Origin of the sequence: Streptomyces sp. NPDC002870 (assembly GCF_042888505.1) — a bacterium.
GTDB lineage: Bacteria > Actinomycetota > Actinomycetes > Streptomycetales > Streptomycetaceae > Streptomyces.
Map to the genome: position 1 here is coordinate 370,858 of NZ_JBIAPW010000001.1, position 19,062 is coordinate 389,919.

14 protein-coding genes and 1 pseudogene are annotated in these 19,062 nt (G+C 72.0%); 2 read left to right on the forward strand and 13 right to left on the reverse strand.

Going from position 1 to position 19,062, the window contains the following annotated elements; translation table 11 throughout:
* Positions 1–2: 2 nt before the first annotated feature.
* The 6 genes from ACFYWY_RS01680 to ACFYWY_RS01705 are packed head-to-tail and all read right to left on the reverse strand — an operon-like array spanning position 3 to position 6,272.
* Positions 3–428: a phage tail protein gene (locus tag ACFYWY_RS01680; RefSeq protein WP_389177978.1), complete on the reverse strand. Its 426-nt coding sequence runs from the start codon at positions 426–428 to the stop codon at positions 3–5.
* A gap of 24 nt (positions 429–452) precedes the next feature.
* Complete coding sequence (locus ACFYWY_RS01685) at positions 453–3,584, reverse strand: hypothetical protein (RefSeq protein WP_389177981.1); 3,132 nt, start codon at positions 3,582–3,584, stop codon at positions 453–455.
* Between the two features lie 4 nt (positions 3,585–3,588).
* Positions 3,589–3,747, reverse strand: a complete 159-nt coding sequence (locus ACFYWY_RS01690) for a DUF6760 family protein (RefSeq protein ID WP_389177984.1) — start codon at positions 3,745–3,747, stop codon at positions 3,589–3,591.
* Positions 3,744–4,238, reverse strand: a complete 495-nt coding sequence (locus ACFYWY_RS01695) for a hypothetical protein (protein ID WP_356219507.1) — start codon at positions 4,236–4,238, stop codon at positions 3,744–3,746. Before ACFYWY_RS01695 ends, ACFYWY_RS01690 begins: the two co-directional genes overlap by 4 nt.
* Positions 4,235–4,675 (reverse strand): phage tail protein, encoded by a 441-nt coding sequence (locus ACFYWY_RS01700; protein ID WP_389177987.1) that lies wholly within the window; start codon positions 4,673–4,675, stop codon positions 4,235–4,237. The genes ACFYWY_RS01695 and ACFYWY_RS01700 overlap by 4 nt, the downstream gene beginning before the upstream one ends.
* A gap of 34 nt (positions 4,676–4,709) precedes the next feature.
* A complete protein-coding gene (locus ACFYWY_RS01705) occupies positions 4,710–6,272 on the reverse strand; it encodes a phage tail sheath family protein (protein WP_389177990.1) in 1,563 nt (520 codons plus the stop codon).
* 232 nt (positions 6,273–6,504) lie between these two features.
* Between ACFYWY_RS01705 and ACFYWY_RS01710 the strand changes: the two genes are divergently transcribed.
* Positions 6,505–8,022: a DUF4157 domain-containing protein gene (locus ACFYWY_RS01710; RefSeq protein ID WP_389177993.1), complete on the forward strand. Its 1,518-nt coding sequence runs from the start codon at positions 6,505–6,507 to the stop codon at positions 8,020–8,022.
* A 27-nt stretch (positions 8,023–8,049) separates the two neighbouring features.
* Here ACFYWY_RS01710 and ACFYWY_RS01715 read toward each other — a convergent pair whose 3' ends face one another.
* The 4 genes from ACFYWY_RS01715 to ACFYWY_RS01730 form a co-directional block, all read right to left on the reverse strand.
* Positions 8,050–10,152, reverse strand: a complete 2,103-nt coding sequence (locus tag ACFYWY_RS01715) for an AAA family ATPase (RefSeq protein ID WP_389177996.1) — start codon at positions 10,150–10,152, stop codon at positions 8,050–8,052.
* A 79-nt stretch (positions 10,153–10,231) separates the two neighbouring features.
* Positions 10,232–10,939, reverse strand: coding sequence for a DUF4255 domain-containing protein (locus ACFYWY_RS01720; protein WP_389177998.1), 708 nt, complete (start codon positions 10,937–10,939; stop codon positions 10,232–10,234).
* Entirely contained in the window at positions 10,936–14,172 is a 3,237-nt protein-coding gene (locus tag ACFYWY_RS01725; RefSeq protein WP_389178001.1) for a hypothetical protein, read from the reverse strand. The genes ACFYWY_RS01720 and ACFYWY_RS01725 overlap by 4 nt, the downstream gene beginning before the upstream one ends.
* Before the next feature lie 183 nt (positions 14,173–14,355).
* Positions 14,356–15,078 (reverse strand): LuxR C-terminal-related transcriptional regulator, encoded by a 723-nt coding sequence (locus ACFYWY_RS01730; RefSeq protein ID WP_389178004.1) that lies wholly within the window; start codon positions 15,076–15,078, stop codon positions 14,356–14,358.
* Between the two features lie 203 nt (positions 15,079–15,281).
* On the opposite strand from ACFYWY_RS01730, the gene ACFYWY_RS01735 reads away from it, so the two are divergent.
* Positions 15,282–16,628 (forward strand): hydrolytic protein, encoded by a 1,347-nt coding sequence (locus ACFYWY_RS01735; protein WP_389178007.1) that lies wholly within the window; start codon positions 15,282–15,284, stop codon positions 16,626–16,628.
* A gap of 184 nt (positions 16,629–16,812) precedes the next feature.
* On the opposite strand, the pseudogene ACFYWY_RS01740 reads toward ACFYWY_RS01735, so the two are convergent.
* The 3 genes and pseudogenes from ACFYWY_RS01740 to ntrB all read right to left on the reverse strand — a co-directional run.
* Positions 16,813–16,987 (reverse strand): annotated as a pseudogene (locus tag ACFYWY_RS01740) (SAM-dependent methyltransferase); the annotation flags it as partial.
* A gap of 443 nt (positions 16,988–17,430) precedes the next feature.
* Positions 17,431–18,219, reverse strand: coding sequence for an ABC transporter ATP-binding protein (locus ACFYWY_RS01745; protein ID WP_389178010.1), 789 nt, complete (start codon positions 18,217–18,219; stop codon positions 17,431–17,433).
* Entirely contained in the window at positions 18,216–19,055 is an 840-nt protein-coding gene (gene ntrB / locus ACFYWY_RS01750) for a nitrate ABC transporter permease (protein WP_389178012.1), read from the reverse strand. The genes ACFYWY_RS01745 and ntrB overlap by 4 nt, the downstream gene beginning before the upstream one ends.
* Positions 19,056–19,062: the final 7 nt, after the last annotated feature.

Consider the following 19,062-nt stretch of genomic DNA (forward strand, 5'->3'; position numbering starts at 1 on the left):
CGTCAGAAAGGCCGCAGCCCCTCGTGGGCGATCTCCAGGGTCTCCACCGCGGCTTCCGAGTTGCTGGGGTCGAAGGACGGACCCTGCCAGCGCACCGGGACGATCCCGAACACCTGCCAGCTGATGATCTTGGTCAAGTCCGGTTTCAGCGCCACGATCTCGCCGTCCTTGGGCTCCACCCGCTTCAGCGTCTCGTCGAGCCAGCGGCCGATCTTCGCCGTGTCGGCGGTGACGGGCCGGGTGAGCGTGATGTTCGACCAGCTCACGCGGCCGGGCAGCTGCCAGGTGAAGCCGTTGTTGCCGCCCTCCTGGTAACTCTCCATCTCTACCTCGGCGCCCATGCCGGAGCAGGTGTGGAAGGCGCCCAGGTCGTTGCCGCCGATCGCGAGCCGAAAGAACACGCTCGTCGCGAAGATGTTGTCCGTCATTCGTCCGTCATCCGTTCCGTGCCCTCAGCGGCGTCCGTCGTAGGGGCGGCCTGTACGTTCCCGGCCGCGCCGCAGCTCGGTGCGCAGCAGCCTGGCCATCGGGTCGAGCAGGCGGCGTGCCAGGTCGTCCAGGTCGAGGCCGGGGTCCTGCGGTGACTCGGCGCGGTGTGCCTTGCGCTTGCCGGAGGCTGAGGACGTGTCGTCCGACCGCGACTGACCGCGCGCCGGCACTGTCTTGGCCGGTTCGGCTTTGGGTTCGGCGAGGTCGCCGGCAGCGGAGGCCGACCGCCGCCGGCCGCGCGACGGCAGCTCCTTGGGCGTACCAGTGTTGATTGCTGAGTCGTCCGCGCTGTAGACCGCGCGCTGCACCGGGAGTGCCGCACCACCGGTCCCGCCGCCCGGCGTGGCGGTCCGGGGCCGGACCACGGGGACGGTCGCCCCCGGTGCCGGTGCCGGTGCCGGTGCCGGTGCCGACGTGCCCGTCGGGCGGTCCGCGAGCGGCGGCGCCTGCGGGGCGGTCACCGGCAGGGACCGCGCGGGTACGGCGACGGCCGGGGCAGCCGCCGTACCGGAAGTCTGGTGGTGCGGCGCAGGCTTGACGACCGGGACGCGCTGGACGGAGCCCGCGGAACTGGTCCCTCCGCCGCCCGAGTTCTGCGGTCCGTGCGCCGACACGGCCCGTTGGACCCGCGGCGTCGCCGTGGCGCCCCCGGCAGGTCCGGGCGTCGGCCGCGCGGCCACCCCGGTGTGCGGTGCGGGGTCGCCCCCGGAGGCAGCCGGTTCGCCCGGCCAGCGCATCGCCACCACGGGACGTGTGCCGGAGCGGGAGGCGGTCGGCCGTGCCACCCCTTCCGGGGTCCGGGTGTTCAGGGTGAGCGGGCGCGCCGGGAGCAACTGGAGGGTGCGGGGTGCCGCCGGGGCGGAGTGCGCTCCGGAGCCGGTCACGGTGCGAGGGCGCGGGTCGGCGGCGCCTGCGGTGCCGCGAGGGCGGGGTGCCGCCGGGGCAGAGGGCGTGCCGGCTGCCGGGGGCCGGGCGTCTCCGGTGCCTTCGGCCAGGGCGCGGGCTACGACGACCGGGCCCGGGGCGCGGGGGAGTCGAGGCCGTTGCCCGCCGGGGCCAGGCCCGTCGGACGTCGCGCCGGGGCGTCGCGCGTTTCCTGCCGGGTCTTGCGTGCCTTCGGGCGCGGCGGCCTGGGACGGCGTCACCAGCGGTGTGGCGGGCCCGTTTTCGTGGTCCGCGGGACCGTGCTCGGTGGCTCCCCCGGTGGAGGGGTGGTCCGCGAGGCGGCGTTGGACGTCGACGGCCCCCAGCAGCGGCGCGTCCGCTCCGGCCTCGCTCCCCGTGAGCGGCGGGGCCACGGTGGGCATCCCGTCGCGATCCGCCGCTGATGACGCAGGAGGGGTTACGGACGCCCAGTCCTCGCCGGCCGGGGCGCGCTGGACGTCCGGGCGGGCCGGTGCGCGCTGGATGTTCGGGCCGGGCGCCGCCGGACGGGAAGCGCGGGCGCCGGACGCGCCGGAGCCGGGCACGTCGGCGCTCGGCGGCAGTGCAGGCAGCGGCGCACCGAGGCCGCCACGCGCGCGTGCTCCGGACCGACTTGAGTCGGCAGTACGGCGCGGGGCGGGACCCTCCTGAGGCGTACCCCGCACGCCGCCGTCGGACGCGACCGACGTACCGGCCGTGCTCGTGTCATCCGTCTGGCGCTGGACGACGGGAAGCGCCGGGCCGGACGCGGATCCACTACCGGGCGCGCGGGTTCCCTGCGCCAACCGTGCAACCGTAGAGGGAAGTTCAGTCAGCGGGGCGCCGAGAGGCGCGCGGCTTCCCGTACGCGTGGCGGAACGCTGTGCGGGGGTGGTCGAGGGTGCGCTCGTCCCGGCCGGTGCGGAGGCGGGGCCGGGTGCGTCAGGGACCGTGCCGCTGCCGGGCGCCGGGGTGGCGGCGGGCCGCAGGGCGGGGACCGGGCGCGCAGGTCCAGCCGGGCGACGGGCGACGGTCAGTCGAGGACCCACCGAGCGGAGCTGTACGGGTACTTGGGACACGTCGGCGCTGGAGGCACGCGATGCCTCCGGCTGCCTGCTGCCTGCCCCGTTGGACTGTGGCCCCGACGTCCCCGTCGCGGTGCGCTGGACGGCCGGGCCGGAAGACGTACGACCCCCGGAACCGCCCGACGCCCGGGAGACGCTCCCGGAGTCCGGCCCGGGTGCGCTGGGCCGTGCCGCCGTAGCGGGCCCACCGGAAGCGGGCCGGGCCAGGCCGGCGTCCGCGGCTGCGCCCGTGAGCACCGCCACACGTCGGACCAGCGGAATGTCACGAGCGGCCGACGGGCGGCCGCTCTCGGCGGGGTTCACGACTGGTGCCGCGCCCGGCTCGACGGACCGTTGGGCAGGGGGAGTTGACGAGGCGAGTACGGCGGGGGAATCCGCCGGCGCGATGCCACGGGCCTGCAGAGCTTCGGCCGAACGGCCCTTCCCCGCAACGCTGTTGTCGCCGGAAGGCGCCACCACGGGCTTCGCCCCTGACGCCGTGTCCCCCGCTCCCGCGCCGCCGGAGCCGCTGCGGGAAGGCCGTACGGCGGAGACCACCGGGTCGGACGGAACCGAACCGGACGACGCCGGTCCGGACGGCCGCGCCCCGGGACGCACCCGGCGTGAGACCTGCGGTGTCCGGGCGGTGGCCGGCGACCGGGTCGCGCCGCCCGCGGCCCCGGCGTCAGACGTACCGTCCTGCGGACCGTCGGCACCCTCCGGGCGCAGTGTCCGGAGCAGCAGCGGTCCCCCGCCGGTAAGGGTGGGCTGCGGGGCGGCCGGACGGGTGACGCCGCGCACCAGGCCGGTCGGGGCGGTGGGCAGCAGGGCGTGGCCGAGACCGGCGTCGAACGACGGGTTTTGCCAGGCGGCGAGGCCCGCGCGGAACTCGAGGCCGTCGCTCACGCCCAGCGGGGCGCGGGAGACGGTGAGTTCCGGCGGTGGGGTACGGCGCCAGCCGCCGTCCCAGTCGTCGGGCACGGAGGGACCCGGGTCGCCGGGTGCGCCCCGGTCCGGGCCCTCGCCGGACGGACCGGCCGCTGAGGCGCCGGAGCGCTCCGTACGCCGCGGACGGTCCGCGGTGTCTGTTCCGGCGGCCCGGCGGCGCAGCCTGTCCCGCCATGCCATGTGCTCAACCGCCTTCGTTCATACGGGTGTTGATGCGAGCGATCTCGCCCACCCACTGCCGGCGTTCGTCGTGGGTCAGGTCGAGGATCTCCTCGCGCTGCCAGTGGAAGTGGTAGGCGATGTACGCGACCTCCTCCCGGAGCCGGGGAAGGGCGTACGTCACGATTCCCCCAGGCGCCCACCCGAGAGGTCGACCTCGAAGCCGCCTTCGCAGTGCGGGCACGTCACCGCCGCGCGGGTGTGACCCTCGCTGTTGACGCGCCGGTAGAAGTCCTGGAGGAAGGCGACGTCGGTGGCGTACATCCGTTCCACGACCCCGGCGTGCACATCGGTGATCGAGCCGATCCGGGTGATCACCTGGCTCAGCAGCACCACACTCAGGTACGCCGGGTTCTCCTTGACCCGCAGGTCGATCTGGGGCCGCAGCTCGTCACGGGCCGTGGCCAGGCGCATCGAGCCGTGGCGGTGCACGGTGCCCGCCTCGTCCACGTACCCGCGCGGCAGCTCGAACTCGAACTCGGTGCGCAGCCCGTGGTCCTCCCGGCGCGGCGGAGCGGCGGCGGGGGTGGCCGCCGCCTGCTCCGACGCCTGGGCGGGCGCTGTCACCTGGAGGATCTCCTCCAGGCTGCCCGCCGTCACCGTACGGCGTTTCATTCGACGATGATCTCCTCGAACACGATCGTGACGGACTCGGTGGCCGGTGACGACTCGCCCGCCTTCAGGGACGGGCCCTCCCACTTGGAGGCCCAGCCCTGCATCAGCTGGATGCGGCGGACCGTGTTGCCCTCGGAGTCCTTGATCTCGATGGTGAGGTTCTGCCGCGCGGAGTTCACGGCGCCGTTGTTCAGGGTCTCCTTGATCCACTTGGTGAACTCGCTGCTCTGGTCGAGTCCCCGGGTGATCGTGATCTCACCGGCCTGCCGCGCTCCGGGCTGCTTGCGGATGATCTGCTTGCCCTCGGCGCTGACCTGCTTGACCTCGACGACCTCCTCCTCGACGGTCAGTCCGCTGATCTCCTGGATCGACTCGACCAGGTAGCCGCCCAGCTGCACGCCGAAGACGTGGGTGGAAAGAGCATCGCCCGTTGCCATGACTGTCTGTCACCTTTCCTTGCTGACCCGCGGGTCACTCGTCGATGAGGCTGGTGCTGTCGGAGAACTGGGCCAGCCGGAACACCACGAACTCGGCGGGCTTGACCGGCGAGACGCCGATCTCGCAGATGACCCGACCCTGGTCGATGGACTCCTGCGGGTTGTTGTCGCGGTCGCACTTCACGTAGAACGCCTCTTCGGCGGTGCGGCCGAAGAGCGCGCCCCGGCGCCATTCCTCCTGGAGGAACGCCGTGACATTGCGCCGGATGCTCGCCCACAGCCGGTCGTCGTTCGGCTCGAACACCACCCACTGGGTGCCCAGGAGGATCGATTCCTCAAGGTAGTTGAACAGACGGCGCACGTTCAGGTAGCGCCAGGCCGGGTCGGAGGAGAGGGTGCGGGCACCCCAGATCCGGATGCCCCGGCCGGGGAAGGCCCGTACACAGTTCACGCCGATCGGGTTCAGCAGATCCTGCTCGCCCTTGCTGAGCCGGAGCTCCAGGTCCACCGCGCCGCGGATCACTTCGTTGGCGGGCGCCTTGTGCACGCCGCGCTCGGCGTCGCTGCGCGCCCACACACCGGCGATGTGACCGCTCGGCGGGACGGTGGTGTTGCGTCCGGCGGCCGGGTCGAAGACCCGCACCCACGGGTAGTAGAGGCTGGCGTACCGGGAGTCGTAGCCCGCCTCGTCGTTGCGCCAGGTGCGCACCTGCTGGGCGGAGAGCCCGGGCGGGGTGTCCAGGACGGCCACCCGGTCGCCCATCTGCTCGCAGTGCGAGATCACGGCGAGCTGCACGGTGCGCACGCCCTCGGCGTCGATGTCGCCGCGCTGGTAGGCGCCCATCAGGTCCGGCACCGCGACCATGGTGATCTCGTCGATCGTCTCCAGGCCGCCGAACCCGGTGCGGGCAGCGGCGTCGCCGACGTACTCGGCGGGGCTGAGGCGGGACACCTCGCCGGAGCCGTTCGCGGCGGGCGCGGCCGGGGCGTCGGGGATCGCGACGGTCTGGCCGGCGGGCCTGCTCTGGGTGGCGCCCCGCTGCTCCGTGACCTCGATCAGCTTGGATGCGCGGGCCTGGTTGACCAGGTACCCCTTGACGTTCTTGCGGGTGGATACCTCATACGTCTCCGCCACCCGGTCGCCCTGGCGGACCAGGACCTTGAAGCGGTCCTCCGGAGGGTTCTCGGCGTCCGAGTCGGCGACCTCCACCGACACACCGGAGACGCCCGGCTTGACCGCGACCAGGAAACCGCCGAGCTCCACGGGCTCCGCCGCCCGGGTCTCGCGCCGCCCCTGAGCACCGTCCGCAGCGGGGGCGGAGGTGTCCTCGGCGGAGCCGCCGATCCGCACCACGTACGCGGCGCCGCCGCCGTTGGCGAAGTACCCGTAGACCGCGTGGGCCAGGTAGGTGCCCTCGGTGAAGCCACCGAAGTGCTGGGTGTACTGGTCCCAGCTGGTGACCAGCGTCGGCGCGTGGAACGGGCCGTTCTCGGCGAACCCGACGAACGCGGCGACGGCGGTGCCTACCCCCTCGATGGGTCGGGCACCGGACTGCACCTCCTCCACGTACACGCCCGGGGTGAGGTACGTCGGCATACTCGCTCCTTCGCGTCCTTACAGGCCACCTGTGTCCAGGCCGAGTCTGCGCGGCGGGTCCGCCGGGCGACAGGGACCCGCGGACCTGGCCGGGGGCAAGACCACTGCCTTTCCGGACTCCTCGCGTGGACCGTCCGGGTGTTGCCCACCCTTGCCCTCGCATTGCCCGTCCGGACCTTCCCGGCCGGCCTCCGACTCTGTAGAGATGCAGGAAGTCCAAGGAGGTCCCGCCATGCACAGCAAGGAACTGCCGGAGAAGAATGCCGGTCGGCGTCGCGTGCCGAACCCGCCGCGACAGGTAGCTGCAGTGGCACGGCCCGCCACCGGGGCTCTGTCCCCGCAGACGGTCGCGGCCTTGCAGCGCACCGCCGGAAACGCGGCGGTGGCACGGATGATCGAGCGGCATGAGGAGCACGGGGGACGCGAGGAGCATCGGCACAGTGCCGGATGCGGGCAGGACCATGGCGCAGTTCAGCGACGTGCCGCTGACGAGGTGGGCTCCGTGGTGCGGTCCGCGGGCAGTCGTCTGGCCCCCTCGTTGCAGCAGGAGATGGAAGCCCGATTCGAGGGCGAGGACTTCTCCGACGTCACGGTCCACACCGGCACCGCTGCCCGACGTTCCGCCGAGGCAGTCGGAGCCGAGGCGTACACCACCGAGGCCAGCCACATCGTCTTCCGCAGCTCGATCGACAAGAAGACCCTCGCGCATGAACTGGAGCACGTCCGACAGCAGCGTGCAGGCACTGTGGCCGGTACGAACGACGGCAGCGGCCTGAGGATCAGTGATCCCTCCGACCGGTTCGAGAGGTCGGCCGAGCGCAAGGCGGAACAGGTGATGCGAGGCGGGGTGGACGTCCAGCGCTCGGCTGCGGAGGACGCTGCAGGGGCGGCACATCGAACGGCCGGGCCGTCGGCCGCGGTTCAGCGCATGCCCAACAAGAGGCCGACGAGGAAGACCACGGAAGGCCAGCCTTCCACCGAGCCACCCGCTGCCGAGAAGAGTGAGTTCGAGAAGATCGTGGAGTACTTCGAGGGGCTCAGCGAGGAGTTCAAGAAAAAGAAGCAGAACGAGAAGGAGTACATCCTCGAAAGGATCGGGGTCGAAGACGGAAGCGACCTTTTCACTCTCGACGATGTAGTGGACAACGATGACATGTTGAGCGATTTCTCCATTGAGATGGAAACCGCGCAACACGCGTCCGGGTTCGGGGGGACGGGCGGGGGGAAGAGTGACTGGGCGGCAAGTGCAGTGACCTCGGCGCATGCGGAGATGCGGAAGGACCATCCGCACTGGGGCGACGACACAACCCTCCACCACAAGATCTCCCGCAGCGAGTTGGACGGCGTACTCGCGCAGGCCGAGAAGGACAAGGCGAATGCGAAACCGCTCTTCGAGTTCCTCGATGAGATCCGGGCGGTACTCGGGTCGACCGCGGCGGACAAGAAGGCACTGCACAATATGCCCTCGAATCTGGAAATGGGACCTTCGAGTGACACCAGGAGAGGCGACCCGGGTTCCGGAACCGACTTCAACTACGTTCCTTCAGGCGCGATGACGCCACGATCGAGCGAGCTGAAGGACGCGCTGGCCCTGGCGAACAGGGCACCGGTCGACTGGGAAGCCGTCGCGGAGAAGCTGCGGGAGGCGCAGCGCCTTCACGAGAAGGAGTACGGAGGCGCGATCCTTTCCCCGCCCGTTCTCGAACGATGGGAGAAAATAGGTGCCAAGTGGAAGAAAGCCTCCGATTGACCGAGAAGGCCTCCGGCTGACCGCCCCTCAGACGCCGGTGGCCTCCGCCCAGTACGGGCCGAACTCGCCCTCCAGGACGAGCCGTCCGAGCTTGCGGTACTCCTGCGCGACCGCCGTCACCACCTGCCGCATGGTGAGCGGGGTGCCGGACTCCGCCGCGAGGTAGGCCGCGGTCACGGCGCAGGCTCGGATCGAGCCGCCGGCCAGTTCGAAGCGGTCCGCGCAGAAGGCGAGGTCCAGGTCGTCGGCCCGGGGCAGCCGGTCGCCCAGGCACCGCTCCCACAGAGCGAGGCGGTGGTCTGCGTCGGGCACCGGGAAGTCCGCCACCACGTCCAGGCGGCGTGTGAACGCCTCGTCCAGGTTGGCCCGCAGGTTGGTGGTCAGCACCGCGATCCCGTCGAACGACTCCATGCGCTGGAGCAGGTACGCCGACTCGATGTTGGCGTGACGGTCGTGCGCGTCCTTCACCTCCGAGCGCTTGCCGAAGATCGCGTCGGCCTCGTCGAAGAGCAGCACCGCGTTGACCGCCGACGCCTCGGTGAAGATCCGCTCCAGGTTCTTCTCGGTCTCCCCGACGTACTTGTCGACGACCGTGGACAGGTCCACCACGTACAGGTCCATGCCCAGGTCCGCCGCGACGACCTCGGCGGACATGGTCTTGCCGGTGCCCGACTCCCCGGCGAACAGCGCGATCACACCGCGCCCCCGGCCGCCGCCGGGCCGCATCCCCCACTGCCCGAGCACCTGGTCGCGGTGGCGGGCCCGGAGCGCGAGTTCGCGCAGCCGCCGGTGGGTAGTCGGCGGGAGCACCAGGTCGTCCCAGCCGACTCCCGGCTCCACCCGGCGGGCGAGCCGCTCGAGGCCCGCGCCGTTCTGGGCACGCACGGCGGTCTGCAGGTCGTCGGGACGGACCGGACGGCCCGCGGCGGCGGCCGTGCGCACCGCCACGTCGGCGGCGCGGCGCACCTGCCCGGAGTCCAGGCGGTGCGCGGCGACCGCCCGGGCGAGCGCCTCGGCGTCGCCGGTCACGAAGCCGTCACCGGCGGCCCGTTCGAGGGCGTGGCGCCAGCGCGCGGCCTGCCGCTCGGGAGAGGGCGCCGGCACGGTCAGGACAACGGGGGTGTCGGCCGCCCACAACGGGTCCCAGCCTTCGGTGCCGTACATGAGCAGGGGGATCCCCCGCAGTGCCGCGCACAACTCCCGCACCGTACGCCCCCGTTCGGCGGGTTCCGCGGGCAGCGCTTCCAGCGGGCCGAGGACGACCCCGGCGCCGGTCAGGCGGGCTTCGCGGGCGGCTGCCCGGGCGAGCTCGGGCCCCTCGCCCGAGCGACGGGCGAGTGCCGTCGCATCCAGCACGATCGGGTGCAGCCCGGCGGCACGCAGGGCGGCGGTGGCCAGTCCCTCGGCGTCGCCGCCCCGGCTGCGCAGATGGACGAGGCCGACGCCGGCCTTGGCCGCGGCCGCCGTACGCCGGATCTCCTCCGCCTCGGCGGTCGGGTCCTGCCTGGCCTCGCCGAGCACCCCGGCGAGCCGGGCGTCGGGCTGTGCGCTGCCCAGGAGGTGCCCGGTGACCCGGTCGGGGACCGCCAGGACGCGGGACAGCGGCGGCCGTTCCGGCTCGGTGACCTCCACCAGACCACCCGCGATCAGCGGCGCTCCGGGGGCGAGCCGGAATCGGGCGGATGCCGCCCCAGCCAGCCCGCACAGCTCCAGGGCGAGCCCGACCGTGGGCCGACGGCGCGTCAGGTCGTCGTGGAGGTAGCCGTAGAGCCGTTCGAACCGCGCGTCCAGGTCGGGCGCCACCGCGACCAGGAGCAGGTCCAGGTCCAGCGAGGACAGGCCGAACCGCCCGGCGAGGCCGTCGAGGACGGAACCGGCCGGTGGGTGCCAGGGCTCGTGGGCGGTTACGTCGAGGCCGCCCGGCTCATCCAGGATGCGGGACACCGCCTCGGGTGTGAGGTACTGGCCCCGGTACGGGTCGTCGGGGTCGGGGTCGACGGCGCGCCGGACCGCCACCGCATGCCGCACCCGCTCCTCGACCACGCGAAGCCGCGCCCATAGATGGTCGACTTCGGCGGAGAGGGGTTCGGTGTCGGGTCGGGCGACGGCAGGTTCGGCGGTGTGTGTCACGGCAGGCGGTCTCCCCGGCGGCGCCGGTCGGTGTGGGACTGAACGGTGGGTCGGACCACGGCAGGTTCCGCGGTGTACGTCACGGCTGGCGGTCTCCCCGCCGGCGGCGCCGGGCCGGGGCGGGGCCCCGCTCGCGCGGACCGGCGAAGCCGTCCGGGCCCGGGTCGCTGACCTCCGTGTAGCGCAGCCGGCGGCCCGGTGCCGCTTCCTCGCCCTCGCGTGCGGCGGCGGAGCGTACGACGAGGCCTTCGGTGACCGGCGGCGCGGTGGCCCTGGTCAGGCCCGCGAGCGGCGCCCGTACCCGCACCCCGAGTGACGCCTTCAGCTCGCCGCCGAGCGCCGACCACACGTCGGACGCGGCCGGTGCGTCGAGCGCCGCCCCGCCGGCGTCCAGCCCCACGGTCAGGCCGAGTTCGGCGAGCGTGCCGGTGAGCAGCCGCTCGGGCAGCGTGTCGGTGGCCACCAGAGTGGCGAGCACCTGCGAGAGCAGCCGGTGCTCGTCCTGTGGACGGCTCGTCCACGCCGTGACCATGTACGACAGCCAGAACCAGCGCGGCGGGGAGCGCCGCGCCACCAGGTACCCGTCCTCGTCGTACACCTCCCCGGCGCCGCTGCCGCGCCGGGTGGCGTCCTCGCGGATGTCGTACAGGAAGACGCAGACCGTCGGGGCGCTGCGGCGCGCCGCCCAGTCCCGGGTGGGGGCGTCGAAGACCACCTCGACGCCCGTTGCCTCCAGACCGGACTCGCCGAGCAGGCGGCGCAGCCCCTCGTCGACCTCGTGGATCACCGGCGGGTCACCTCGTCGGGCGGCTGCACGCTGCCGCTGACCACCAGGAAGTCGGTCTTCACCGGTGAGAACCCGGGGCCCCGGGCGGTGATGACGCGCGGTCCCGTCTGGTCCTTGGCGAGGATGAGCAGCTGGCCGATGAACGTGCCGTCCGGCTTCGGTACGGTCGGCGCCGCCGCCGCGGTGATCCCCGGCTTCCAGGTGAACCGCACCGGCACTCCCGGCGGGAAGTCCTTGCCGCGTACGGAGGTGACGAAGCCGGGCTTGCCGATCTCCGGCACCGCGATGATGCGCGGCTGGAGAATCCGCAGCCGCTCCCGGGCGGTGTTGTCGTTCGTGTTCGCATCGGTCCCGGTGGTGGTGAGTACGCCGGTGGCCTGGCCGGTCAGCGCCTTGTTCGGGCTGAGGACGACCCGTACGACGGTGCTCGCGCCCGGCTCGAGGTCCGCCAGCGCGCACACCCAGGAGGCGTCGCAGCCCGCCGGCGGCCCGCTGTTCGGGATGCCCTTGGGCAGACCGATCCGCAGCCGCAGCCCGGTCGCCAGCGCGTTACGGCCGTTGCGCACGGTGTACGTCACCACGACGCGCCCACCGACGTAGCCGGGGTTCGGCTGGGCCGTGACACGCACGCCGGGCCCGGCCTTCGGCTCCTCCGGCTCCGGGGGCACGGTGGGAGTCGGCGTGGGAGTCGGGGTCGGCGTCGGAGGGGTCGGCGTCGGAGGGGTCGGGGTCGGAGGGGTCGGGGTGGGAGGGGTCGGGGTCGGGGGCGGCGTGTCCTCCTCGACCACCGGCACCACGGTCCGGCCCGTGTTGTCGCTGGGCTCCGGATCCAGGACCGTACCGGTGACCGACCAGTCGATCGGCGCGTCGCCGGGTGTGACGCCGGTGAGGGTGACGTCCACCGGAACGGTCGTGCCCGGCTCCACCACGCCGACGTTGCACTGGAGGGAGGCGGCGTCGCAGGTGCCGCCGGGCCAGGTGATCCCGGTGATCTGCACGCCGGGCGGCGGGGCGAGGGTCAGCGTGGTGCCGGGGGAAGCGGCGGGACCGTTGTTCACCACGTTGACGCGGACCGTGGTGGAGTCGCCGACGGTGACCTCCGGCATGGTGCCGGGCGCCTCGAGGGCAAGGTCCACGGACTGCTGGACGGCCGGCTCCTTCTGCCGGCCCGGGAGACCGGTGGTGAGCAGGGTGATGTCGCCGGACTCGATCTCCAGGACGCTCAGCTTCTCGGGGCTGTTGACCGCGACGTCGGCGCGGGAGCTGAACACCAGGCTCTTGCCGTCGGCTGTCCAGGCGGCGTCCCGCGGCTGGAACGGGCCGGTGGCCGAGGTGTCCGGCAGCGCCCGGCCGCAGGCGCCGGGGAGGTTGATGACGGAGGCGGGCAGCAGCACCTGGCAGTCGTCGCCCGACAGGGACGTCAGGAGCAGGCCGTTCTGTTCGTCGACCGCGCCGCCGCCGTTCTTGCGGTTGAAGGCGATGCTGAGCCCGTCCGGGGAGAACGCCGGGCTGTCGTCGATGACTTCGCAACTGCCGGGGCAGTTGGTGGCGCTCAGGTCGCGCTGCTGGGTCAGGACGTTCACGGGCACGGTCCAGATGTGCTTGTTGCCGCCGCCCCCGTCGATCTCCATGTTGCGGGTGAAGGCCAGGGTGGTGCCGTCGGAGGACCAGGTGGGCTGGGCGTCCTGGCCCTGGAGCTGGCCGGCCGGCGGGGTGACCTCGCCGGCTATCGCGCCGGTGGCCGCGTCGGCGATGAGGATGCGGCTGGGTCCCGCGGCCCCGCCGACCCCGCCCGGCGAAGTCCGGGTGAAGGCAAGTAACTTGCCGTCCGGGGAGAACGTCGGGTCGGTGTCCCAGTCCGTCGCGCCACGTCCGGCGAGCGGCATGGGCGCCGCGTTGGAGCCGTCGGCGTCCACCATCCAGATCCGCTCGACCCGCTGGCCGTCGACGGTCTCGAAGCGCGTGACGACGATCCGGCGGCCGTCGGGCGTGTAGTTCTGCCGCTCGGTCCACGGGTCGAACCCGGCCGCGGGCTGGAACAGCGGGTCCTTGGCGGGATCGGTGTTGGTGTCGGCCGCCGGGTCCTCGTTGAGGAGCGTCAGCCCCAGGTCGCGGGGGTCGGACCCGTCCATCCGGACGTCCTGCAGCGTCACCACGTGCGCGCCGGAATGGTCCTTGTCAGGGGCTGTCGCCGTGGTGCGCTCCACCACCACGCCGCCGCCCTCGAGCGGGCCGAGCCAGGTGGGCGAGAGGACCTCCCGGTCCTCGTTGAGCTCCAGCTTGGGGACCTGGTCGGAGTGCGCGGTCGAACTGAACACATGGTCCCAGCCGCCCTCGCACTCACAGGTGATCTCGGGGCTCAGGAACAGCACCCCGTCCCCGTCGGGCTTCCACGCTGCCCCGTGGGCACGCCATGTTGCGATCGTGCCCCCGAACAGCGGCTCGTCCGTGGTCCCGTCCGTCACCCGCAGCCGGGGCACGGACTGCCCGTCGACGGTGGTGGTGGCGGTGTACGCGATCCAGTTCCGGTTCTCGTCGTCGTTCACCGGGTTCCACGCCGGCTCGGTGGCCGCGCCGTTCACGGGATCGGTGATCCGGGTTTCGGTGCCGCCTGCCAGCGGCCGTACGTAGATCTGCTGCCCGACCGACGCGTCGCTGTCGCTGTCGCTGGAGTACGCGATCCGCTGCCCGTCCGGGGAAACGGTGGGGCACTCCTCGTCCGCGGCGGTGTCAGTGAGCCGCGTCAGTCCGGTGCCGTCGGTGCGAACCAGCCACAGGTCGCGCTGCGTGCCGCCGTCCGTGCCGCCGGGTTCGGCAGAGTCGAACACCACCGCTTGGCCGTCCGGCGTCAGCCGGGGATGCGCCGCGTCCCGGCCGCTGGTGAGACGGCGTACCGAACCGTCGGCGGACCTCAGGTAGATCTGCGGGTCCTTCTCGTCGCGGCGGCTCGCGAAGACCATCTGGTCGCCGAGGGCGGACGGCTGGACGTCGAAGTGGGCCGGGCCAGCACCGAACAGCGGTGTGCTGGAGGTGCTGGTGGCGACCTGGCCGAGACTGCGGTGGCGGGTACCGGCGTACGCGACCCGGGCGTCCGCGGCGTCGGCCGCCTTCACCTGGGGCTCGGCACTGCCCGGCCCTGCGGCCGCCGTCACCCCGAGCAGCGGGATCAGCAGCAGCAGCGACATCCCGAGTCTCCCCAGGCGGTACCGCCCGCCGGGGCCAGCGGATTCCATCACGGTCCCCTTCGCAGTCTGGTGCGGCATCTGGATGTGCCCCCACCACCCTGCATCGGCCCGCGTACGGCGCGGCAGGGCGGCGGGGACGAACCCGGGGGAAGCGCGGGGTGCGCTTTCGGGCAGTGCCGGGTTCCCGGCCGGCGTCGGACGGGCCATCGGACGGGCCCGTCAACGAGTCCGTCAGATCAGCCCGTTGCGCAGCGCGTAGCCGACCGCGTGGGCCCGGTTGCGCAGTTGCAGCCGCGTGATGATCTCGTGCAGCACGTTCTTGACGGTCCGTTCGGAGTACGAGGTCTTGCGGGCGATCTCCGCGGTGTCCAGGCCCTCCGCCACCAGGCGCAGCATGTCCGCCTCGCGCGTGGTCAGCGTGGACAGGGAGAGGCCCCGCGGGTCGAGCGCCGAGCGCTGGAGGCTGCCCACCTGGGTGAGCAGCTTGCCGAGCAGGTCGCCGGGCAGCACGCCCTCTCCGTTGGCTATCGCCAGGACCAGGTGGAGGAGTTGGTCCTGGTCGGCCTCGGTGCGCCGCAGCACCGCCGCCACGCCGCACTCGATGACGCGCTGCAGCGTGCCGGGCCCGAGAGTGCCGACCACAAGGCCGGTGCGGGTAGCGGTGTTGTGCCGCAGCCGGTGCAGCAGGGCGGCCACGTCGTCGTCGACGTTGTCCACGACCACCAGCGACACCTGGGCCTGCTCGGCGTCGGCGTTGTCGAGCAGGTCGACCTCGGGGCGCTGGCGCAACTGCTGGACGACGCCGACGCGCAGAACCGGATCGGCGGCGCAGACGGCCACGGTCACCCGGTCCCGGCGATCCGAGCGGGAGGCCCCGTGCGTGGCGCCGGACTGGGCGGGCTCATGTGACATGGCGGCGGACATGGCAAGGCTGTTCTCCTGGGCGCAGGACATGGAGGGTTACCTGTTTCCTGAGTTCGTGGGGGTGGATACAAGGGCGAGACGACCACCGGAGGGCGGCGCGCGGGAGGCGGCGCGCCGCATTAACCACTCACCGTTACAACGGAGTTGGCCTTCACTCCCCGGGCACCGCCACTGCCCGGGTGTTGCCCTCGCGCTCCTCGTGGCGCTCCCGGGCGCGCTCCTACCGTGGTGGCGTGACGCCTTCTGCAGCCTCTTCCGGCCCCGGTGCGCCCGGCCTCGACATTCCGGCCGTGACGGTGACGCCGGGTGACACCGCCACGACCACTCTGACCGTCCGCAACGACAGCGACATCGTCGAGGCGTACAGCCTGGAGGTCGTGGGGGACTGCGCCTCCTGGACCACCGTGGAACCGGCGCGGGTCTCTCTCTACCCCGGCACCTCCGAAACAGTGACGATCCGTCTGGCGCCGCCGCGCTCCCCGGAGATCCGGGCCGGCGACCTGCCTCTGGGCGTGCGGGTCCTGCCGACCGAGCACCCCGAGTCGGTGCGGGTCCTCGAAACCACGGTGCACATCGAGGCGTTCCACGAGCTGCAGACCGAGCTGGCCCCGCGCCGGCGCCGCGGCTGGCTGCGCGGCCGCTACAAGCTGGCGGTGCGCAACCAGGGCAACACCCCGGTGCAGGTGGGCTTCACTCCCGGGCAGGCCGGCGAGGAGCTGGGGTTCGCCTTCAGCCCGGCGGAGCCGAAGCTGGAGCCCGGCGAGTCGGCGGAGGTCCGGCTTCGGGTCCGCACGGGCAAGCCGGTGTGGTTCGGCGCCGCAGTGGTGTGGCCGTTCACCGTGGACACCGCCGAGAAGGGTGACCGGGAGGAAGAGGCCCGGTGGGACGAGCCCGCCGTCCGGCCGCCGCTGGACGCGGAGTTCGTCCAGATCCCGATCTTCCCCAGGTGGCTGCTGATTCTGCTCGCGGCGCTGATCGCGCTGTTGCTCGCCTGGTTCGCGCTGGTCCGTCCGGCGGTGAAGAGCGCCGCCAAGGAAGCAGCCAGCGAGGCAGTCCAGGCGCGTCCCACGCCCGGCGGGGAGCAGGACGGTCAGACTCCGGGCACCGGTTCCGGCGGCGGTAAGGACACCCGGCCCGGTGGCCAGGGCACGGACGCGCCGCCCGGATCGGACTCCGACGCACCGCCCGGACCGGGCGGCGACGGTACGTCGGTCGGCGGCGGCCAGCAGGGTTCGGCGACCATCGACCTGCAGACGTCCGGCGGGGAAACCAAGACCGGTACCTACCGGGTGCCCAAGGACACGGTCTTCGGGATCACGGACATCGTCGTCGCCAACTTCCAGGGTGACGAAGGGGTGTTGACCATCACGTTCGGCGACCGCAAGATCACCACGATCGCGCTGGAGACTTTCCGCAACCAGGACTATCACTGGGTCACCCCTATCAAGATCCCTGAGAACGACACCGTGACCGTCAACGTGACCTGTGCGAAGCCGGGCACACCGGCCACCGGCCGTCAGGCGGAGGGGTGCCACGAGGTCCTGAACGTGAGCGGCGTGCTCAGTCGTACCAAGCAATGAACCGGGCCTTCCGGGACAATTGTTGGTCAGTGTGGCGCCATCCGGAAGAGGAAGATCTTGTTCCGTCCAGAAAACGGCAACCCTGGTCCGGAAATCGACACCCAGGTCCGGGCGGAAGTGTGCCGCTTTTCACAGCCGAGCGGCGTGACTTGACGCAAAGCCTCAGCGATCAAGGCGTGGCGTCGAACTCCCATCGGGCGATGGGCAGTCGGGTGCGGTCGGGCATGGTGACGTAGTTCTCGCGCGGACGGCCGTCAGCGGATGGATGTCTTCCCGCCCGTGCCGGGTGAGGGTACGGAGAAAGCCGGGACACCGCTCGGCTTGAGACGGCGGGAAATGGCGACGAGCAGGAGCTCGGGCTCCTCGGCGGCATGGAGGAGAGCCCGCCCCCGGAGGGAAGACCTCGTGACCATGATCGCGAATAGGCCCAACGCCGTCGGCTCCCCTGGCTACTTGACGGACAGCGGAAAAGGGCCGTCGGCCGCGCTCTCCGGTGAGGGAAGAGCGCGGCCGACGGCCCACAGACCGCCCCGTTCTGGCCCTCTTCTTCGGGACCCGGCTTGAGGATTACCTCAGGCGTAAGACGACGGCCCAAGAGGCGGGGCGTACAGCCCCGCCTCACGGCGTAAGCGAGGATCGGGTGTCCGTGGTCGTCCGGGAGGAGTCACCTGGTGTCGAGGCATCTGGCTCCCTGCTTGGCTCCCTGCGGGACTCATTGCTGAGACTTGTTGCGCAGGAACTCATACAGTGCGGCAGCGACTTGCGATCGGGCGCGCCGTGCGACCCTGGGACCGGCCCCGGGCTATGCGGCCTCCGCCTGGTCGGCGAGCAGCAGCTCGGACAACTGCTCCTGAGTAGCGGCGTATGCAGGGTGGTTGGTGATCGTCGCGCGGTCCCGAGGACGCGGGATCGGCACCGGGATGATCGTGCGCACCGACGGCTGCGGCGGGTTGGACATGACCACGATCCGGTCGGCGAGCAGAATCGCCTCATCGAGCCCGTGCGTGACCATGAGTACCTTCTCCGTCTCCGACTCGTTGCCCCACAGCTCGACGAGTTGTTGCTGCAATCGCGAGCGAGTGAGCGCGTCCAGCGCACCGAACGGCTCGTCCAGCAGCAGGGTGCGGGGTCCCACGGCGAAGGCCCTGGCGACCGCGGCGCGCTGAGCCATGCCGCCCGACACCTGACCTGGGCGCTTGTCGCGGTGCTCCCACAGCCCGACAGCGGTCAGATACCGCTCGACCATGTCGTCGGCCTTTGTCCGAGACCAGTCCGGCCGTGCCGCGCGGACGGCCTCGCGCACATTGGAGAGAAGGCTCAGCCGGGGCAGCAGTGAGTAGTTCTGGAAGACCATCGCCCGTTCGGGACCCGGCCCGGTGACTGTCTGACCGTCCACCACGACCTCACCCGCATCCGGGCGGACCAGCCCACCGACCAGATTGAGCAGCGTCGACTTGCCGCAGCCCGAGTGGCCGATGAAGGAGACGAACTCCCCTTCGTCGACGGTCAGGTCGACACCCCGCAGGACATGCTGAGCGGCTGCCCCCCTTCGGCGGAACTTCTTGTGCAGCCCGCGGATCTCGACGGTCACGACTGAACCTCCTCGATAGCTACATTGCGCGAAACCCGCACGAGAATCACGTCAAGGACCAGGCCGACAAGACCGATGAGCACGATCGCGGCGACGACTGTGCTGAGGTTCCCGGCGTTGTACGAGTCCCACACGAAGAACCCGATCCCCGCATTGCCGGAGAGCATCTCGACCGCCACGATGACCATCCATGCGATGCCCATCGACAGCCGCAGTCCGGTGATGATGGACGGCAAAGCGTTGGGCACGAGCACATGCCGTAGGTAGGCCAGGCGGCCGAACCGGAAGACTCGCGCAACGTTGCGGTGGTCCCGCGGGATCTCCGCCGCGCCCGCCGCGGTGTTGAGCAGCGTTGGCCAGAGCGCGGTAATGAAGATCACGAATACCGAGGCCTGGTCAGCGTCCTTGAACACGGCCAGCCAGATCGGGAACCAGGCCAGTGGCGACACGGGACGCAGCACCTGCACCACTGGGTTGAACGCCAGCCAGGCCCGGTGGCTCGCGCCGATGAGCAGGCCGGCCAGTACTCCGACCACAGCGGCCAGCGCGAAGCCGGTGAACACCCGCTGCAGCGAGATGCCCAGTTGACGGCCTATTCCCTTGTCGTTCGGGCCATTGTCGTAGAACGGATCCGCGAGCAGGTCAACCAGCGCCCGGGCCCCGTCGAGCGGGGTCGGGACGTCAGCTGACCGGGACGCGGCAAGCTGCCAGAGCAGCACGATGGCGGTGGTACCGATCACGGCCCAGCTGATGCCGCGGCCGATCTCGGCGAGCCGGCTCCCCCAGACGCCGGGGTCGGGCGGGCCGGACGGTTGTGGCTCGGTGGCCGGCGCCACTGCAGGA

Bases quoted from the DNA above. Each gene is read 5' to 3' on its own strand.
- ACFYWY_RS01710 (WP_389177993.1), top strand. From the start codon at position 6,505: ATGCACAGCAAGGAACTGCCGGAGAAGAATGCCGGTCGGCGTCGCGTG.
- ACFYWY_RS01725 (WP_389178001.1), bottom strand. From the start codon at position 14,172: ATGGAATCCGCTGGCCCCGGCGGGCGGTACCGCCTGGGGAGACTCGGG.
- ACFYWY_RS01695 (WP_356219507.1), bottom strand. From the start codon at position 4,238: ATGAAACGCCGTACGGTGACGGCGGGCAGCCTGGAGGAGATCCTCCAG.
- ACFYWY_RS01685 (WP_389177981.1), bottom strand. From the start codon at position 3,584: ATGGCATGGCGGGACAGGCTGCGCCGCCGGGCCGCCGGAACAGACACC.
- ACFYWY_RS01680 (WP_389177978.1), bottom strand. From the start codon at position 428: ATGACGGACAACATCTTCGCGACGAGCGTGTTCTTTCGGCTCGCGATC.
- ACFYWY_RS01705 (WP_389177990.1), bottom strand. From the start codon at position 6,272: ATGCCGACGTACCTCACCCCGGGCGTGTACGTGGAGGAGGTGCAGTCC.
- ACFYWY_RS01730 (WP_389178004.1), bottom strand. From the start codon at position 15,078: ATGTCCTGCGCCCAGGAGAACAGCCTTGCCATGTCCGCCGCCATGTCA.
- ACFYWY_RS01700 (WP_389177987.1), bottom strand. From the start codon at position 4,675: ATGGCAACGGGCGATGCTCTTTCCACCCACGTCTTCGGCGTGCAGCTG.